13 protein-coding genes and 1 pseudogene are annotated in these 16,175 nt (G+C 73.9%); 8 read left to right on the top strand and 6 right to left on the bottom strand.

From position 1 onward, the window contains the following. Window positions 1-88 precede the first annotated feature (88 nt). Together yidD and JKP75_RS08400 are read right to left on the bottom strand one after the other, a co-directional pair. Window positions 89-169: pseudogene (gene yidD, locus JKP75_RS20935) on the bottom strand (membrane protein insertion efficiency factor YidD); the annotation flags it as partial. 314 nt (window positions 170-483) lie between these two features. Further along, the gene (locus tag JKP75_RS08400; RefSeq protein WP_200492926.1) at window positions 484-1,341 is read right to left on the bottom strand and encodes an SDR family oxidoreductase; all 858 of its coding nucleotides are present in this window, start codon (window positions 1,339-1,341) and stop codon (window positions 484-486) included. Between the two features lie 148 nt (window positions 1,342-1,489). On the opposite strand from JKP75_RS08400, the gene JKP75_RS08395 reads away from it, so the two are divergent. The 4 genes from JKP75_RS08395 to JKP75_RS08380 all read left to right on the top strand — a co-directional run bounded on the left by JKP75_RS08395 (window position 1,490) and on the right by JKP75_RS08380 (window position 7,354). Further along, window positions 1,490-4,045, top strand: coding sequence for an RNA helicase (locus JKP75_RS08395; RefSeq protein WP_200491813.1), 2,556 nt, complete (start codon window positions 1,490-1,492; stop codon window positions 4,043-4,045). 164 nt (window positions 4,046-4,209) lie between these two features. Further along, entirely contained in the window at window positions 4,210-5,058 is an 849-nt protein-coding gene (locus JKP75_RS08390) for a DUF4349 domain-containing protein (RefSeq protein ID WP_200491814.1), read from the top strand. Between the two features lie 26 nt (window positions 5,059-5,084). Next, window positions 5,085-5,906 carry a hypothetical protein gene (locus tag JKP75_RS08385; RefSeq protein WP_200491815.1) on the top strand — a complete coding sequence of 274 codons (822 nt, stop codon included), beginning with the start codon at window positions 5,085-5,087 and terminating at the stop codon, window positions 5,904-5,906. 173 nt (window positions 5,907-6,079) lie between these two features. Then, the gene (locus tag JKP75_RS08380) at window positions 6,080-7,354 is read left to right on the top strand and encodes a S1C family serine protease (RefSeq protein WP_200491816.1); all 1,275 of its coding nucleotides are present in this window, start codon (window positions 6,080-6,082) and stop codon (window positions 7,352-7,354) included. Window positions 7,355-7,369: 15 nt separating this feature from the next. On the opposite strand, the gene JKP75_RS23770 is transcribed toward JKP75_RS08380, so the two are convergent. Then, on the bottom strand, window positions 7,370-7,888 hold the full coding sequence (locus tag JKP75_RS23770; protein ID WP_200491817.1) for a nuclease-related domain-containing protein: 519 nt from the start codon (window positions 7,886-7,888) through the stop codon (window positions 7,370-7,372). 846 nt (window positions 7,889-8,734) lie between these two features. Here JKP75_RS23770 and JKP75_RS08370 point away from each other — a divergent pair. Together JKP75_RS08370 and JKP75_RS08365 are read left to right on the top strand one after the other, a co-directional pair. Continuing rightward, entirely contained in the window at window positions 8,735-9,514 is a 780-nt protein-coding gene (locus JKP75_RS08370; RefSeq protein ID WP_200491818.1) for a sulfite exporter TauE/SafE family protein, read from the top strand. After that, complete coding sequence (locus JKP75_RS08365) at window positions 9,511-10,272, top strand: sulfite exporter TauE/SafE family protein (protein WP_200491819.1); 762 nt, start codon at window positions 9,511-9,513, stop codon at window positions 10,270-10,272. The genes JKP75_RS08370 and JKP75_RS08365 overlap by 4 nt, the downstream gene beginning before the upstream one ends. A gap of 66 nt (window positions 10,273-10,338) precedes the next feature. On the opposite strand, the gene JKP75_RS08360 is transcribed toward JKP75_RS08365, so the two are convergent. Next, the gene (locus tag JKP75_RS08360; RefSeq protein WP_200491820.1) at window positions 10,339-10,959 is read right to left on the bottom strand and encodes a hypothetical protein; all 621 of its coding nucleotides are present in this window, start codon (window positions 10,957-10,959) and stop codon (window positions 10,339-10,341) included. A gap of 118 nt (window positions 10,960-11,077) precedes the next feature. Here JKP75_RS08360 and JKP75_RS08355 point away from each other — a divergent pair, with 118 nt between their 5' ends. Next, complete coding sequence (locus tag JKP75_RS08355; protein WP_200491821.1) at window positions 11,078-11,557, top strand: GNAT family N-acetyltransferase; 480 nt, start codon at window positions 11,078-11,080, stop codon at window positions 11,555-11,557. 9 nt (window positions 11,558-11,566) lie between these two features. Here the strand turns inward: JKP75_RS08355 and JKP75_RS08350 are convergent, their stop codons facing one another. Continuing rightward, complete coding sequence (locus JKP75_RS08350; protein WP_200491822.1) at window positions 11,567-13,237, bottom strand: alpha-amylase family protein; 1,671 nt, start codon at window positions 13,235-13,237, stop codon at window positions 11,567-11,569. Next, the gene (locus JKP75_RS08345) at window positions 13,234-14,226 is read right to left on the bottom strand and encodes a TIGR03885 family FMN-dependent LLM class oxidoreductase (protein WP_200492925.1); all 993 of its coding nucleotides are present in this window, start codon (window positions 14,224-14,226) and stop codon (window positions 13,234-13,236) included. Before JKP75_RS08345 ends, JKP75_RS08350 begins: the two co-directional genes overlap by 4 nt. Window positions 14,227-14,292: 66 nt before the next feature. Here JKP75_RS08345 and JKP75_RS08340 point away from each other — a divergent pair, with 66 nt between their 5' ends. Continuing rightward, window positions 14,293-14,919 carry a maleylpyruvate isomerase family mycothiol-dependent enzyme gene (locus JKP75_RS08340; protein WP_200491823.1) on the top strand — a complete coding sequence of 209 codons (627 nt, stop codon included), beginning with the start codon at window positions 14,293-14,295 and terminating at the stop codon, window positions 14,917-14,919. Window positions 14,920-16,175 lie beyond the last annotated feature (1,256 nt).

Here is a 16,175-nt window from a genome sequence, read left to right as displayed (position 1 = left end):
CCACCGGGGCGGCAGCGGGCCAGCCGGCGCACGTCAGCCACGCACCCCTCGCCGCGCCGTGCCGCTCCAGCGCCTCCACCGCGTACGCGGAGCAGGTGGGCTCGAAGCGGCAGCACGGCGGCTTCGTCGGGCTGACCTCGCGCTGGTACACGCGGACGGCGGCCACCATGCGCTCCGCGATCCGGCTGCCCCGCTCCCCGGCGTCGGACCTGCGGACCGCGCGGGCGGTCGCCGGCGCCACCAGGAAGGCGTCGCCGCCGCACCCGATCGCGTTGGCCAGGCAGCAGCCGGTGTTGAGGAAGAGCAGGTCGCGCAGACACGAATCGTTCCGCCGTCCGTAGCCCGGGCCGTAGCCATAGCCCTGGCCGTAGCCGTAGCCCGGCGGCGGCCCGTAGCCGTAGCCCCGGCCGTAGCCGGCCGGGCCGTACCCGCGACGGGGGCGCCGGCGGCGGGGACCCCAGCCACTGCTCCAGATGAAGACCATCAGAGGATCGGCTTGCCGCCGGTGACGGCGATGCGCGCCCCGGAGACGTAGGAGGACTCGTCGCTGGCCAGCAGCACGTACACCGGCGCGAGCTCGGCGGGCTGGCCCGGGCGGCCCATCGGCACCTGCTGGCCGAAGCTCTCCACCTTGTCCTCGGGCATGGTCGCCGGGATCAGCGGCGTCCAGATCGGGCCGGGCGCCACGCTGTTCGCGCGGATGCCCTTCTCGGCCAGCATCTGCGCCAGGGAGGCGGTGAAGTTGGCGATGCCGGCCTTGGTCATCGCGTAGGCGATCAGGTTCGGGCTGGGGTTGTCGCTGTTCACCGACGACGAGTTGATGATCGACCCGCCCGGCCCCATGTGCGGCAGCACGTCTTTGGTCAGGGTGAACATCGCCGAGAGGTTGGTCGCGACGGTGTGGTCCCACTCGGCGTCGCTGATCTCGTCGAGCGAGTCGTGGCTCATCTGGAACGCGGCGTTGTTGACCAGGACGTCGACCCGGCCGAACTCCTCGACCGCCTTGGGGATGATCGTCTTGGCGTGCGCACGGTCGGCGAGGTCGCCGGGCACCAGCACGCACTTCTGCCCGGCCTGCTCGACGTAGCGGGCGGTGTCCTGCGCGTCCTCGTGCTCGGACAGGTAGGAGATGAGGACGTCGGCACCCTCGCGGGCGAAGGCGATCGCGACGGCCCGGCCGATGCCGCTGTCGCCGCCGGTGATGACCGCCTTCTTGCCGGCCAGCCGGCCCGAGCCGCGGTAGGTCTCCTCGCCGTGGTCGGGCTTCGGGTCCATCTCCCCGAGCGTGCCGGGCGGCGTCTGCTGCTGGGCGGGCTGGGACTCGGGGCGGGGCGACGACATGGCTCTCCTCGGGTGCGTGGGGGGACGTGCTCACCGGGTCAGGCCTCCGCGCGCTACCCGCGGGGGCGGCCGCGGAACCCGTGCGACGCGCTCGGGCGGGCACGGGGTCGCGGGAACGTCCGGGGCGTCGGGCACGCTGATCCCCCTGATGACCACGACCACCGCTCCTCCCCTGCTCGACGACCCCGCCGACCTCTCCGCGCTGCGCGCCAGGGGCGGCGACCCGGACGAGCTGTTCGCCGACTTCGCCGCCTGGGCCGAGGCCGGGGGCACGACGCTGTACCCGGCGCAGGAGGAGGCGCTCATCGAGCTGGTCAGCGGGGCGAACGTGGTCCTCGCGACGCCGACCGGGTCGGGCAAGTCGCTGGTGGCCACCGGCGCGCAGTACGCGGCGCTGGCGGCGGGTCGGCGCAGCTACTACACCGCGCCGATCAAGGCACTGGTCAGCGAGAAGTTCTTCGCCCTGTGCGGGGTGTTCGGCGCCGCCAACGTCGGCATGCTGACCGGCGACGCCTCGGTCAACCCGGGCGCGCCGATCATCGCCTGCACCGCGGAGATCCTGGCCAACGTGGCGCTGCGCGAGGGCGGCGACGGCGTCGGCGACGCGCTGGTCGTCATGGACGAGTTCCACTACTACGGCGACCCCGACCGCGGCTGGGCCTGGCAGGTGCCGCTGCTGGAGCTGACGAAGGCGCAGTTCCTGCTGATGAGCGCCACGCTCGGCGACGTCACGACGCTGCGCGAGGACCTCACCCGCCGCACCGGCCGGCCCACCGCGCTGGTCGCCAACGCCGAGCGCCCGGTGCCGCTGCACCACTACTACGCGACGACGCCGATGCACGAGACGATCCAGGAGCTGCTGGACACCAAGCAGGCGCCCATCTACGTCGTCCACTTCACCCAGGCCTCGGCGCTGGAGCGGGCGCAGGCCCTGATGAGCGTCAACGTGTGCAGCAAGGAGGAGAAGGCGGCGATCGCCGACATGATCGGCGGCTTCCGCTTCACCTCCTCCTTCGGGACGACGCTGTCGCGGCTGGTCCGGCACGGGATCGGCGTCCACCACGCCGGGATGCTGCCCAAGTACCGGCGGCTGGTCGAGCAGCTGGCGCAGGCCGGGCTGCTCAAGGTCATCTGCGGCACCGACACCCTCGGCGTCGGCATCAACGTGCCGATCCGCACCGTCGTCTTCTCGGCGCTGTCGAAGTACGACGGCGTCCGCATGCGCCTGCTGCAGGTGCGCGAGTTCCACCAGATCGCCGGCCGCGCCGGGCGGGCCGGGTACGACACCGCCGGCACCGTCGTCGTCCAGGCGCCCGAGCACGAGGTGGAGAACCTCAAGCAGTTCGCCAAGGTCGCCGACGACCCGAAGAAGCGCCGCAAGCTGGTCCGCAAGAAGGTGCCCGACGGCATGGTGCCGTGGAGCGAGGCGACGATGAACCGGCTGGTCGAGGGCGAGCCGGAGAAGCTGACCAGCAACATGCGGGTGTCCACGGCGATGGTCCTCGACGTCGTCGACCGCCCCGGTGACCCGTTCGCCGCGATGCGCCGGCTGCTCACCGACAACCACGAGCCGCGGAAGAAGCAGCTGAGGCTGATCCGCGAGGCGATCGGCATCGCGCGCTCGCTGCTGCAGGCCGGCGTCCTGGAGCGGCTGCCCGAGCCCGAGCCGGACGGCCGCCGCTACGACCTGACGCTGGACCTGCCGCCGGACTTCGCGCTCAACCAGCCGCTGTCGACGTTCGCGCTGGCCGCGATCGACCTGCTGGACCCCGAGAGCGACACCTACGTGCTCGACGTCGTCAGCGTCATCGAGGCCACGCTGGACGACCCGCGGCAGATCCTCGCGGCGCAGCTGAACAAGGCCAAGGGCGAGGCCGTGGCGCAGATGAAGGCCGAGGGCATCGAGTACGACGAGCGGATGGAGCTGCTCGAGGAGGTCACCTACCCGAAGCCGCTGCAGGAGCTGCTGGACGCGGCGTTCGAGGTGTACGTCCGCACCAACCCGTGGGCGCGGGACGCGCACCTGTCGCCGAAGTCGATCGTCCGCGAGATGTGGGAGCGGGCCTTCACCTTCCGGGAGCTCGTGAACACCTACGGGCTGACCCGGTCCGAGGGCGCGGTGCTGCGCTACCTCTCCGACGCGTTCAAGGCACTGCGGTCGGGGGTGCCCGCGGACGCGCGCACCGAGGGCGTGACCGACCTGGTCGAGTGGCTGGGCGAGCTGGTGCGCCAGGTGGACTCCTCGCTGCTGGACGAGTGGGAGTCGCTGACCAACCCCGAGGACGACGGCCCGATCGCCGAGGTCGCCGTCCCCGCGCGGCCGCGGCCGCTCACCGGCAACGAGCGCGCGTTCACCGCGATGGTGCGCAACGCGCTGTTCCGCCGGGTGGAGCTGTTCGCGCTGCGCCGCTGGTACGACCTGGGCGAGCTGGACCGCGGCTCGGGCTGGGACGCCGACCGGTGGGAGACCGTCGTCCGCGCGTACTTCGAGGAGCACCCCGAGGTGCGCACCGGTGGCGACGCCCGCGGCCCGGCGATGCTGATCTGGGACAAAACCGAGCCCGGCGTCTGGCGGGTGCGGCAGATCCTCGACGACCCCGAGGAAGACCACGACTGGGGCTTCGACGTCGAGGTCGACCTGGAGGCCTCCGACGAGGAGGGCCACGCGGTCATCCGGCTCGTCGACGCCGGCCGCAAGGACTGAGGGCCGCCGGCAGGTGCAGGTGTCCCGCGCCGCGCCGTTCATGAGAAAAGCAGCGGCCAGGGCTTCCCCCGACTGACGACGGGTGCAGAGCGGCCGCCGGTCCGCCGCGTCACGATCGGGCATCGACGCTGGTCCGAGAGGTGATGGCGCCCTACGGTCCCGGCATGAGGCGCCTCCTCGGCAGCGCAGCCGTGACCCTGGCCCTGGTTCTGGTCGGCGGTTGCTCCGGCTCGTCCGGGAACGGGTCGAGCAGCAGCGCGGACGGCGGAGGCGCAGGGGCCGTCGCCGACGAGGCCGCCGACCCGGTCGGCGGCGATGCCGAGCGTCAGGTGATCACCAACGCCGACGCGTCGCTCGTCGTCGACGATCCCGCCGGCGCCGCTCAGGAGCTGAGCGAGCGGGTCGAGTCCGCCGGCGGGCGGGTCGACGAGCGCACCGAGTACGCCGCGACCGGGGACGACGAGGGCTCGTCCGCCGACCTCGTCGTGCGGGTTCCCTCGGATGCGCTGACGGACGTCCTCGCCGATCTCGAGGACCTCGGCGAGGTGGCCAGCGTGTCGGTGTCCCGCTCGGACGTGACCGGTGACGTCGTCGACCTGGACGCACGGATCTCGGCGCTGCAGACCTCGGTCGCCCGGCTGCAGGCCCTGCTGGACGAGGCGCCCTCGACCGAGGCGCTGCTCGCCGCCGAGGGTGCGCTCTCCGGGCGGCAGGAGCAGCTGGAGTCGTTGCAGTCGCAGCGCGCGTTCCTCGCCGACCAGGTGGAGCTGTCCACGCTGCGCCTGCACCTGCAGCAGCCCGGCGTCGCCCCGCCCGGCGGTCCGGACGGCTTCGTCGACGGGCTGGGCACCGGGTGGAACGCGCTGGTCTCCGCGGGCGGTGCGGCGGTCATCGCCCTCGGCGTCCTGCTGCCGTGGCTGGTGCTCGCCGCGGTGATCGCGGCCGCGGTGCTCGTCCCGCTCCGGCGGCGCCGCGCGGCGGCTGCGGCACCCGCCGCCGGCGACGCCGGGTGAGGCGGTCGGTCGCTGCCGCCACGTGCGTGCTCGTCCTCGCCGGGTGCACCGGCGAGCCCGAGGAGATCGTGCGGACGAGCGGACCGCTCGCCGTCGGCTTCGAGATCGAGCCGGGCTCTGGTCTGGTCGGGGCGGTGTTCCCCACCTTCGACGAGGGGCTGCACGCCTTCCTCCGGGTGGACGACGACCTGCCGGAGGTCTTCGCGGCCTACGCGCGGCAGGCCGAGGAGCTCGGCTTTCCGGTGGCGCCGCCCGCGTGGTGGCCGGACGGCGAGTGGTGCAACGACGACCCCGAGCTGTGGAACAGCTCCGTCACCGAGGACACGGCGTTCGCCGTCGAGTGCTCGGCGTACGGCTCCAGCATCAGCGAGAGGAACGGACCGCCCTACTGGTCCATGAGCCTGCGCGGCCTCGCCGAGGCGGACGGCGGCGGGTACCTGGAGATCTCGGGCGGCAGCTACTCCGGCGAGCCGGTCTCCCGCCCGCCCGTCGAGGACGGCCCGGTCGCCGAGGTCACGGACGACGACGTCGCTCCCGAGGACCTCGCGGTGTACGAGGACGACCAGCTCCGCATCGTCGCAGGCAGCGAGCTGGTCTTCGACCCGTTCCCCGCCACCTGCGCGACCGGCGGCTGGGTCGCGGTGCTGCGGGTCACCGGCGACCTGCTCCCGGTCATGCGTGGGTACGCCGAGCAGATCGACGCGATGCGTGCCTTCACCACTGAGGGGCTGGTCGGGGACGCCGAGCAGCCGAGCGTCTCTTCATGGGCCGCCGGCGGGGGCGACCTGTCCGTCGTCGGCCAGGCCGGCGACCCCGCGCACATCCTCATCAGCCGCTGCAACGACTGACCCGCCGCTCGCGATCGTCGTCGTCCCGGGTGCCGTGGGTCGGCTCGGCCGCCGGGGCGGAAGCCCTTGTCGCGCCCGTACGGCGGGCGGATCCTGCGTCGATGAGGCGGTTTCCCGGCCACGTGCACCTGCCCGGAGCGGCACAGGCGGCACCCGGGAGACGCCGTCTGCCGTTGCTGGGGGGTCTGCTGCTTGCCGGCGTCATGCTCGTCACCGGGTGCGGGCCCCAGGCCGGGTTGTCCGCGACTCCGGAGTCCAGCTCGGCACCGTCGACCGGCTCGTCGTCCCCCGCGTCGACCACGGCCGCGCCGGCGACGACGACCGCGGCAGCACCGTCACCCGAGACCCCGACCGCAGCCACCACCACCGCCGCCTTCGAGGACGTGGTCCAGGAGGTGATCTCCGGCGTGGTCCGCTTCGAGGTGGCCACGTGTGACGGCGGTGGGATCGGGTCGGGCTTCGTGGTGGCTCCGCACCACGTGCTCACCGTCGCGCACGTCGTCGACGGGGGCGAGGTCCTGCGTGTCGTCCAGGGCACGACCGCGACCGCTGCTCACGTGGCCGGAATCGACCAGGCCGCGGACGTGGCTCTCGTGGAGACGGTGGCCCCCCTGGAGGGGCACTTCTTCGAGATCGCCTCCGAGCCGCCTCGGGTCACCGACCGGATCGCCGTGCTCGGCTTCCCCGAGGGCGCACCGCTCACGGTCACGCAGGGAACGGTCAACGGCCTGGACCGCAAGGCCGTCATCGAGGGGATCGCCCGGCACAGCCTCATCGAGCACGACGCCGCCAGCACCGGGGGAAGCAGCGGCGGCCCGGTCATCAACACAGAGGGCGACGTCATCGGGCTGCACGACGCAGGGCCGACGAACGGCCGGGAAGGCGGCAACTGGGCCGTGTCGGGTCGCCTGGCGCAGGACCGGGTCGATGCATGGCTCGACACGCCGCAGCCGGTCCCACCCGTCGAGTGCCCCGACGCCGCGGGCCCCGGTGGTGCCACGGTGCCCGAAGCCGCACTCGATGCCGCGACCGCTGGGCACGTGGCCTCCACCCTGGAGGTCTACTTCCGGGCCATCAACAACGGGGACTTCACGACCGCCTTCGCCCAGCGCACGGCGCAGGACGACAGCTTCGAACGCTTCCGCGATGCGGTGCTGACCAGCCAGGACCACGGCTTCGTCGTCCAGGAGGCACGGCGCTCGGCGGACGAGGTCGTCGTCTGGCTCACCTTCACCAGCGAGCAGGAGGCCGGTGCCGGGCCGCGCGATCGCCCCGACGAGACCTGCACGGAGTGGTCCCTCGATTACACATTCCACGAGGTGAACGGCCTGTGGCTCATCGCCGGCTCGGCACCGCACGGGGGCGGCTCCGGCAGCGCGCCGTGCGGGGAGGACGGCGCGATGCCGTCCCCGACCGGTGCACCGGCTGAGGATCCCGACGGCGACTGAACCGCCCGGGGCCGGTCACGGCTCGACCGGCGTGGCTCCTGCTGCGGGCGGGAAGGCCCACGCGAGCAGGTCCGCCATCTCGGAGCCCCGGCAGTCGGTGAGGGGTCCGGTCCGGCCGAGCACCCAGGTGACGGTGTCCGGCGTCGTGAGCAGCACCTCCGTGGCGAACTGGACCCGCGTGGGCCGGGCTGTGCCGGTCAGGCAGAGCACCGACCGCACCGGGACGGCGATCCCGAGCTGACGCAGCGCGGCCGCGACCTCACCCGCTTGGCGCCGCACACCCTCCACGAGCCGGTCCTGGTTCCAGCCGCTGATGCGGAAGGTGCCGCCGGCCAGGGAGAACGAGCCGCTGAGGTTCTTGGCGTCGACGACGTAGACGGCGTCGGCGGCGACGACGAGGTGGTCGATGTTCGCCCGGGAGCCGGGCCGGAGCCGGCGGTCGTGCAGCACCGGCAGTCCGGTGGCGTCCAGTGCCGCGCCGACCGCGTGCTCGCCTCGGGCGCCCTTGATCCAGTCGTCCTCGGCGCCCGTCACACGCGGGTGCCTGTGTCCCCCAGCCCGGGACCGGGGCACGACCGGCACCTGGCTCGGCGCGGGCACCGCGCCCTGCCAGGAGCGCGTGCTCGGACCGCTGCGCGTCCAGCGCGAGCGAACTGCCGCGATCGGCCAGGCGGCCACCGAGATCCAGGAGAGGAGCCCCGCGGGGAAGCCGATCGCGATGGAGGCAGCCTGTCCGGTGGGGCCGGCCGAATGGAGCGTCGAGGCCACCACGAGGACAACCAGGCTGACCAGCGACAGCCGCCCCCACCGGAGCTTCCTACCGCTCGGTCCCACGGCGTCGGGTGCTGCATCCGGCCAGGCGCCGGGGGCTGGTGCTGCGTTCGGGGGCACCGCGTACGGCGCCGGAGCGTAGGGCGGGAGCGCGACGACCGGCTCCGATCGCATGCGGCGCATCGCCTCCCGCTCCGCCGATGCCCCTGCCCGTCCGACGGCGAGACCACGCCCGCACGCGAGGCACAGCCAGTGCCGAGCGCCTCCGGACCGGCTGACACGCCACGAGCGCGTGCTCACCGCGAGAGGGCTGCCGCACCCGTGGCAGCCCGACGGGGCGGTCATCACTGTCGGAGTCAGCATGGGGTGCATCCAGACGAGTCTTCGGTACCGGACCGGCTCGGTTCAGGTTCGAGGCGGCCGCCTCACCCCACGGAGGGTGGTTCGCCACCCGCGGCCCCCCGACGTTCCCGCGGGAACGTCACCGGTGATCACCACGCGTCCGAGGCGGTGCCGGCGACGCCCGGGACCGCCGTGGGTGTGAGGTGATCAACGGGCCGGCGGCAGCGGAGCCCCCCGCACCCGTGACAGGCTCGCCGGGATGCACGCATGAGCGGGTGGGAGATGGTCGCGGTCCTGGCGGCGGGGCTGGCGGCCGGCGGGATCAACGCCGTCGTCGGTTCGGGCACCCTGGTCTCCTTCCCCGTCCTGCTCGCCGTCGGCATCCCGCCGGTGCCGGCCACGATCAGCAACTCGCTAGGGCTCATCGCGGGTAACGCCTCGGGCGCCTTCGGCTACCGGCGCGAGCTGCGCGGTCAACGCCGCCGGCTGCTCACCCTGCTGCCCGCGTCGGTCCTCGGCGGGCTGACCGGTGCCTTCCTGCTGCTGCACTTGCCGGCGTCGACGTTCGAGGCGGTCGTCCCGGTGCTCATCGGGCTCGCCGTCACCCTGGTCGCCGTCCAGCCGCTGGTGCAGCGCGCCCTCAAGCGCCGGCGGTCAGCGGGCGAGGAGGAGCAGCGCGTCGGCCTCGGCCGCACGGCCGCGCTGTTCGGCGGCGCGTACCTGACCGGCACCTACGGCGGCTACTTCGCGGCCAGCCAGGGCGTGCTGCAGATCGGCATCTTCGGCCTGCTCCTGCGCGAGTCGCTCCAGCGGCTCAACGCGCTGAAGAACGTGCTCACCCTCGCGGTCAACACCGTCGCGGCCGGCGCGTACGTCGTCGTCGCCACCGACCGGGTGGACTGGGCGGCGGCGGGGCTGCTGGCCGTCGGCTCGCTGATCGGCGGCTACGTCAGCTCCCGCTACGGCCGGAAGCTCCCCGAACCGGTGCTGCGGACGGCGATCGTCGCCCTCGGCCTGGTCGCGATCGCAGTGCTGCTGAACCGATGACGCCCCTGGAGTTCGGCTTCCTCGTGCTCGCCGGCATCGGCGCAGGCCTGACCGGCAGCATCGCGGGCCTCGCCTCGCTGGTCAGCTACCCGGCGCTGCTGGCCACCGGCATCCCCCCGGTCACCGCCAACGTCACCAACACCGTCGCCCTGGTGCTCAACGCGGTCGGCTCGGTCAGCGCCTCACGCCCCGAGCTGCGCGGGCAGGGCCGTCGGCTGCGGCCGCTGCTGGTCGCCGCCGTCCTCGGCGGTGCCACCGGCATGGCGCTGCTGCTGCTCACCCCGACCGAGGCGTTCGAGCGGATCGTCCCGTGGCTGATCGCCGGCGCCTCCGCGGCGATCCTCGTGCAGCGCCCGCCGCGCGAGCTGGCCGCCGAGGGCGCCCAGCACCCCGCGCGCGATCCGCGGTGGCTGCCGCTGGGCACCTTCGCCGTCTGCATCTACGGCGGCTACTTCGGGGCGGCCGCCGGCGTGCTGCTCCTGGCGATGTACCTGCTGAGCACCGGCGAGGGCCTCCCCCGCGGCAACGCCATGAAGAACGTCGTCCTCGGCGTGGCCAACGGCGTCGCCGCGATCGGGTTCGTGGTGCTCGCCGACGTCGCGTGGTCGGCGGCGTTGCCCCTGGCGCTGGGCTTCCTCGCCGGCGGCCGGATCGGCCCCGGCGTGGTCCGGCGCGCGCCGCAGGGCGTCCTGCGCACGGTCATCGCCGTCGCCGGGCTCGGCCTCGCCGTCCACCTGGGCATCCAGGCCTACTCCTAGGCCCGGGTGTGCGCGCCGCGGGGTCCCGGGGTCAGGGGGACCCCGCGGGCGCACGCTCGGGACGGGTCAGCCCTGCCCCACCCAGGCGGCCAGGACCAGGACGACGACGCTGGCCAGCATCAGCAGCCGCGCCGGCGTCAGGCCGTTCACCAGGCCGGCGGTCGCCTCCACCCACTGCGGGCGGACGACGGCGTCGCGGGCCTGCTGCCGCACGATGCGCACCTCGTCGGCGAGCAGCGTGCCCGCGGTGCCGAGCATGCCGAGCCCGAGCACCACGAACACGACCGAGAGGCGCTGGTCGTAGCTCTCCGCCGATCCGCCGAGCACCGCGGCGACGATCCCGCCCAGCACCAGGCCGAGCAGCCCGCCGGCGACCGGCGCCCAGGGGCCCATCACCGTCAGCGGTCCGCGGCGCGGCATCCGCGGAGCCGGGCGCACGGTGACCGGCGCGGTCGGGTGCGCACCCGGCGCGGGCTCGGCCGCCTCGGGCGACGCCGGTTCCGCAGCCGGTTCGCCCACCGCGGCGGTCGCGCCGACGGCGGGCGCAGGGGCGGTCGCCGGGGGCTCGGGGGCCGCGCCGGTCGTCGGTGCCGCACCGGTCTTCGGGGCCTTGCCACCCCGTGGGCGGATCACCGGGATCTCGGCCGTGCCGGGTCCGGTGGGCGTGCTTCCGTTGCGTTCACTCATGACTGATCACCTCGCGCGCCACGCTAGGCGCAGCCGTCCCACCGGTCCGGGAGAACGCCCCGGCGGAGCGGTGACGCACAGTGATGCCGCGCCGGGCAGGTCGGGGCAGACTGCGGAGGTGCTCAGCATCCGGCCCGCCGTGACCGCCGACGGCCCGCGCCTGGTCGAACTCGACCGGGCGACCTGGTCCCCGGAGAACGCCGTCGCGCCGCTCCGGGACGACGCCGCCGACTTCTTCGAGCGCCGCCCGCCGGACGACGTCCTGGTCGCGGAGGACGACGGCGCGGTCGTCGGCTACACCCAGTTCGGCCGCCCCACGCCGCTGGCCTCCAACGAGCACGTGCTGCACATCCAGGGCCTGGCGGTCGCCCCCTCCGCGCGGCGGCAGGGCGTCGCACGGCAGCTGCTCGAAGCCGCCGCCGCGGAGGCCGCCCGGCGCGGCATCCGCAAGCTCGGCCTGCGCGTCCTCGGCGGGAACACCGCGGCCCGGACGCTCTACGAGTCGGCCGGCTTCGTCGTCGAGGGCGTGCTGCGCGAGGAGTTCTGGCTCGACGGTCGCTACGTCGACGACGTCCTCATGGCCCGCCGGCTGACCTGACCGGTCGGCTCAGACCAGCCGGCGGCTGTCCTGCGCGACCACCCGCAGCCACCGGTAGCCGTAGCCGTCCAGCTGCAGCTCCACCGACCCGTCGTCCCCCACCCCGGTCTGGCCGGGCTGCAGCAGGTCGACCAGGCGGTGGCTGGAGTCGCAGTCCGCCAGTCGCAGCGGCACGGTCCGCGGCTCGGGGCTCAGGTTGTGCAGCGCCACCAGCGCGCCGTCGTCCCAGCTGCAGAGGTGGGCCAGCACCTCGGGGCACGGGTGCTCGAGCACCGAGAAGCCGCCCCAGCCGAGCTCGGGTGACTCCCGGTACCGCCGGATCAGCAGCTTCATGAACGACAGCAGCGAGTCCGGGTCGTTGCGCTGGTCGGCGACGTTCACGTACTCGGGCGAGAAGCCGCCGGTGACCACCGGCCCGGGCAGCTTCCGCGGCGCGGCCGGCGAGAAGCCGCCGTTGCGCCCCGCCGTCCACTGCATGGGCGTGCGGACGGCGAGCCGGCCCTCGGCGTCGAGGTCCTCCCCCATCCCGATCTCCTCGCCGTAGAACAGCACCGGCGTCCCGGGCAGCGAGAACAGCAGGCTGTAGACCATGCGCACCCGCCGCGGGTCGCCGTCCAGCATCGGTGGGAGCCGGCGCCGCAGCCCCCGCCCGTACACCTGCATCGACTCCTCGGGACCGAACGCGGCGAACACCTCGGCGCGCTCGTCGTCGGTCAGCTTGTCCAGGGTCAGCTCGTCGTGGTTGCGCACGAAGGTGGCCCACTGCGAGTCGGGGTGCAGCTCCGGCCGCGCCTGCAACGCGGCGGCGATCGGGCCGGCGTCGCCGCGGGCCAGCGCCAGGTACAGCGCCTGCATGCCGAGGAAGTCGAACTGCATGGTCAGCTCGTCGCCGTCGGTGCCGCCGAAGAACTGCAGCTGCTCCTCGTAGGGCAGGTTCACCTCGCCCAGCAGCACCCCGCTGCCCGAACGCCGGCCGACCACCGAGCGCAGGTCGCGCAGGTAGGAGTGCGGGTCGGGCAGCGCATCCTCGTCGGCGCCCGCGGTCTCCAGGAAGAAGGGGACGGCGTCGACGCGGAAGCCCGCGAGGCCCACCTGCAGCCAGAAGCCCATGATCTTCGCGACCTCGTCCCGCACCTTCGGATTCGTCACGTCCAGGTCGGGCTGCTCCTTGTAGAACTTGTGCAGGTACCACTCGCCGGTCTTCTCCGACAGCGTCCAGATGCTGTCCTCCTGGTCGGGGAAGACGACCTGGTCGGAGGTGTCCGGCGGCGGGTCGGAGCGCCACACGTAGAAGTCGCGGTACGGCGAGTCCTTCGAGGACTCCGCCGACCGGAACCAGGGGTGCTTGCGCGAGGTGTGGTTGACGACGAGGTCGGCGATCACCCGCATGCCGCGGTCGTTCGCCGTCCGGATCACCTCGACGAGGTCGCCGTGGGTGCCGAGCCGCGGGTCGACGCCGTAGAAGTCGGTGATGTCGTAGCCGTCGTCGCGCTCGGCGGTCGGGTAGAAGGGCATCAGCCACAGGCAGGTGACGCCGAGGTCGGCGAGGTGGTCGATGCGCTGGGCCAGCCCCTCGAAGTCGCCGATCCCGTCGCCGTTCCAGTCCATGAACGTCTCGACGTCCAGGCAGTAGACGACGGCGTTCTTCCACCACAGGTCGCTGGTGTCGGTGATCCTCATGCCCGCACCGCCGCGACCGGGCCGGCGGCGGTGACGCCGAGCTGCGGGAGCACCTTCTCGCCGAAGGCGTCGAGGAAGGGCCGCTGCTCCTTGCCGACGTGGTGCAGGTAGATCTCGTCGAAGCCCAGGTCGAGGTACTCCTGCAGCCAGGCGGCGTGCTGCCCCAGGTCCGCCGACACCCGGACCGAGTCGGTGACCCCTTCCGGCCGGACGTGCGCGCTGGCCTGCTCGAACGCCTCCGGGCTGTCGAGGTCCCAGCACAGCGGAGGCGGGAAGACGTTGCTGCGCCACTGGTCGTGGGCGATGCCCAGCGCCCGGTCCGGGTCGGGGTCCCAGGAGACGTGCACCTGGATGATCAGCTTCCCCTGGCCGCCGGCGTCCCGGTAGGCGGCGATCATCTCGCGCAGGTGGTCGTGCGGCTGGTTGATGGTCACCAGCCCGTCGGCCCAGTCCGCGCCGTTGCGGGCGGTGGCCACGCTGACCGCCGGGGCGATGAGCGCGGGCTGGATCTCGGGGAGCGTGTAGACCCGCGCCCGGTCGACGGTGACCGACCCGTCGTGGCTGACCTCCTCGCCGGCCAGCAGCGCCCGGATGACGGCGACGCACTCGCGCAGCCGGGCGTCGCGCAGCTCCTTGCGCGGCCACGGATCGCCGGTGACGTGCTCGTTCATCGCCTCACCGCTGCCCAGCGCCACCCAGAACCGGCCGGGGAACATCGCGCCCAGCGTCGCGATCGCCTGCGCGACGATCACCGGGTGGTAGCGCTGCCCGGGGGCGTTCACCGCCCCGAACGGCAGCGACGTCGTCGCCATCGCCGCGCCCAGCCACGACCAGGCGAACCCCGACTCCCCCTGCCGGGGGTTCCAGGGCGTGAGGTGGTCGGAGCACATGGCTGCGGTGAACCCCACCTCCTCGGCGTGCTGCACCGCCTCCAGCAGCCGTGCGGGGTGGACCTGCTCGTGCGAGTTGTGGAACCCGATGACCGGCATCCGCGGCGACTACCCGCCGCGCGCGGATCCGAGACGTGCGCGCGGAACCCGGTGCATGGTGGCCGGGTGGACACGTTCGCCGAGATCGCCGACGAGCGCCGCGCCCTGGCCGCGCAGCTGTCCGGGTTGACCCCTGAGCAGCAGGCGGCGCAGAGCCTGTGCGGCGAGTGGAGCGTGCACGAGGTGGTCGGGCACCTGGTCGTGCCGCTGGAGGTCGGCGTCCCGCGCTTCCTGCGCGCGATGATCGCCGCACGGGGCAACTTCGACCGGGCGAACGTGCGGCTGGCCCGCGAGCAGGCGCGCCGACCTTTCGACGAGCTGCTCGGGGTGCTGCGCGACAAGGCGGAGTCGCGCTTCACGCCGCCGGGCTCGGGTCCCGAGGCCCCCCTCACCGACGTCCTGGTGCACGGCCTGGACATCCGGTGGCCGCTCGGGTTGGCGCGCGAGATCCCCCCGCACCGACTGCGCACGTCGCTCACCTGGCTGGTCGCCGGGGCCGTCGACGGCCTGGTGCCGAAGGGCGCCCTGGCGGGGCTGCGCGTCGAGGCCGACGACCTGGACTGGGCCCTCGGCGAGGGACCGGTGGTACGCGGCCCGGCCGACGCGCTGCTGCTCGGGGTCACCGGGCGCACCGCCGCGCTCGGTTCCCTGAGCGGGGACGGCGTGCCGGCGCTGCGGTCGCGGCTGGGCTGACCTCCCCGCGAGCGCCGGAACTGTCGTACCCCGCTCGTAGCGTGTGGGTGTGCCTCGGATCTCCGGCTCCTCGACCGTCGAGGGCGTGCTGATCGACTGGTCGCTCGACCAGCCGGTCCGGAACGGGCGGCTGCCCGTCGGGGTGCTGTCCAAGCGGCAGGTCGCCGAGGAGCTGCGCCGGCAGGACCGCCGCAGGGCGATGGACGCCGGCTACGAGGCCGAGCTGATCCTGCGGATGGCGGAGCTGACCTCCGACGAGGACGACCCGCCGGTGGGGACGCCCGGCGCACGCACCCCCGGGTGGGGCGCGGCTCGGGACCGGGACGGCGTGAGCGAGTTCTTCACCGGGGAGCTGGCGCTCGTGCTCAACCGCGGGCGGGGCACCGCGAGCCACCGCCACGCGCGGGCCCTGGCCTGGCAGGACAACCTGCCGGCCACGCTCGCCGCCCTGCACCGCGGCGAGCTCGACGAGGCCCGGGCCGCGGCGTTGGCCGACGTGCTCGGCGGCGCCGACCCGGAGCTGGCGCGCACCATCGAGGCGCGGCTGCTGCCCGGGGCGGTGGAACTGTCCGTGGCCCGGCTCCGCGCCCGCGCCCTCGAGCTGCTGCTCGAGCTGGACGCGGCCGCCGCCGACACCCGCCGGGAGGAGGCGGCCGAGTCCTCCGACGTCTTCCTCCAGCCCGGCGCCGACGGCCGGGCCACCCTGGGCGCGGAGCTGGACGCCGACGAGGCGGCCGAGGCCTACGCCGTGATCGACCAGCTGGCCCGGCTGGCGAAGGCCGACGGCGACGAGCGGCCGATCGCGCGGATCCGCACCGAGCTGTTCTCCCTGCTGCTGCGCCGACCCGGTGGCGCCGACCAGCCCGACGTCACCGCGCACCTGACCATCACGGCCACCCTGGACGGGCTGGGCGGCACCACGACCGAGGCCGGGTCGGTGAACGGACTGGTCATCACCGCCGCCCACGTGCGGGCGCTGCTCGCCCGGATCGCCGCGCTCGGCCTGCAGGCACCGGCCCGCGGCAGCCTCACCTTTGCGCTCACCGACGAGACCGGCCGCTTGCTGGCCACGACGACGGTGGCCGAGCTCCTCCGGGTGGCGACGCGCGGGTGCACCGAGCACCCCGGCGGCGACTGCGGCTGCCCCGCGCTCACCCCACCCGCGGCCACCGACCGGTACGCCCGCACCACCGGCCAGGAGCGCTTCGTCTCCACCCGCGACCGCACCTGCCGGATGCCCAACTGCGGGCAGCGCG

The organism is Blastococcus sp. TML/M2B (assembly GCF_016612865.1).
Taxonomy (GTDB): Bacteria; Actinomycetota; Actinomycetes; order Mycobacteriales; family Geodermatophilaceae; genus Blastococcus.
Note: the sequence above shows the minus strand (reverse complement) of the source record. Positions and strands in the feature narration are given on the sequence as shown.

Excerpts from the sequence above, each read along its gene's own strand:
- JKP75_RS08350 (WP_200491822.1), bottom strand. The coding sequence starts at position 13,237 with ATGAGGATCACCGACACCAGCGACCTGTGGTGGAAGAACGCCGTCGTC.
- JKP75_RS08400 (WP_200492926.1), bottom strand. The coding sequence starts at position 1,341 with ATGTCGTCGCCCCGCCCCGAGTCCCAGCCCGCCCAGCAGCAGACGCCG.
- JKP75_RS08370 (WP_200491818.1), top strand. The coding sequence starts at position 8,735 with ATGAGCGGGTGGGAGATGGTCGCGGTCCTGGCGGCGGGGCTGGCGGCC.
- JKP75_RS08365 (WP_200491819.1), top strand. The coding sequence starts at position 9,511 with ATGACGCCCCTGGAGTTCGGCTTCCTCGTGCTCGCCGGCATCGGCGCA.
- JKP75_RS08395 (WP_200491813.1), top strand. The coding sequence starts at position 1,490 with ATGACCACGACCACCGCTCCTCCCCTGCTCGACGACCCCGCCGACCTC.
- JKP75_RS08390 (WP_200491814.1), top strand. The coding sequence starts at position 4,210 with ATGAGGCGCCTCCTCGGCAGCGCAGCCGTGACCCTGGCCCTGGTTCTG.
- JKP75_RS08345 (WP_200492925.1), bottom strand. The coding sequence starts at position 14,226 with ATGCCGGTCATCGGGTTCCACAACTCGCACGAGCAGGTCCACCCCGCA.
- JKP75_RS08360 (WP_200491820.1), bottom strand. The coding sequence starts at position 10,959 with ATGAGTGAACGCAACGGAAGCACGCCCACCGGACCCGGCACGGCCGAG.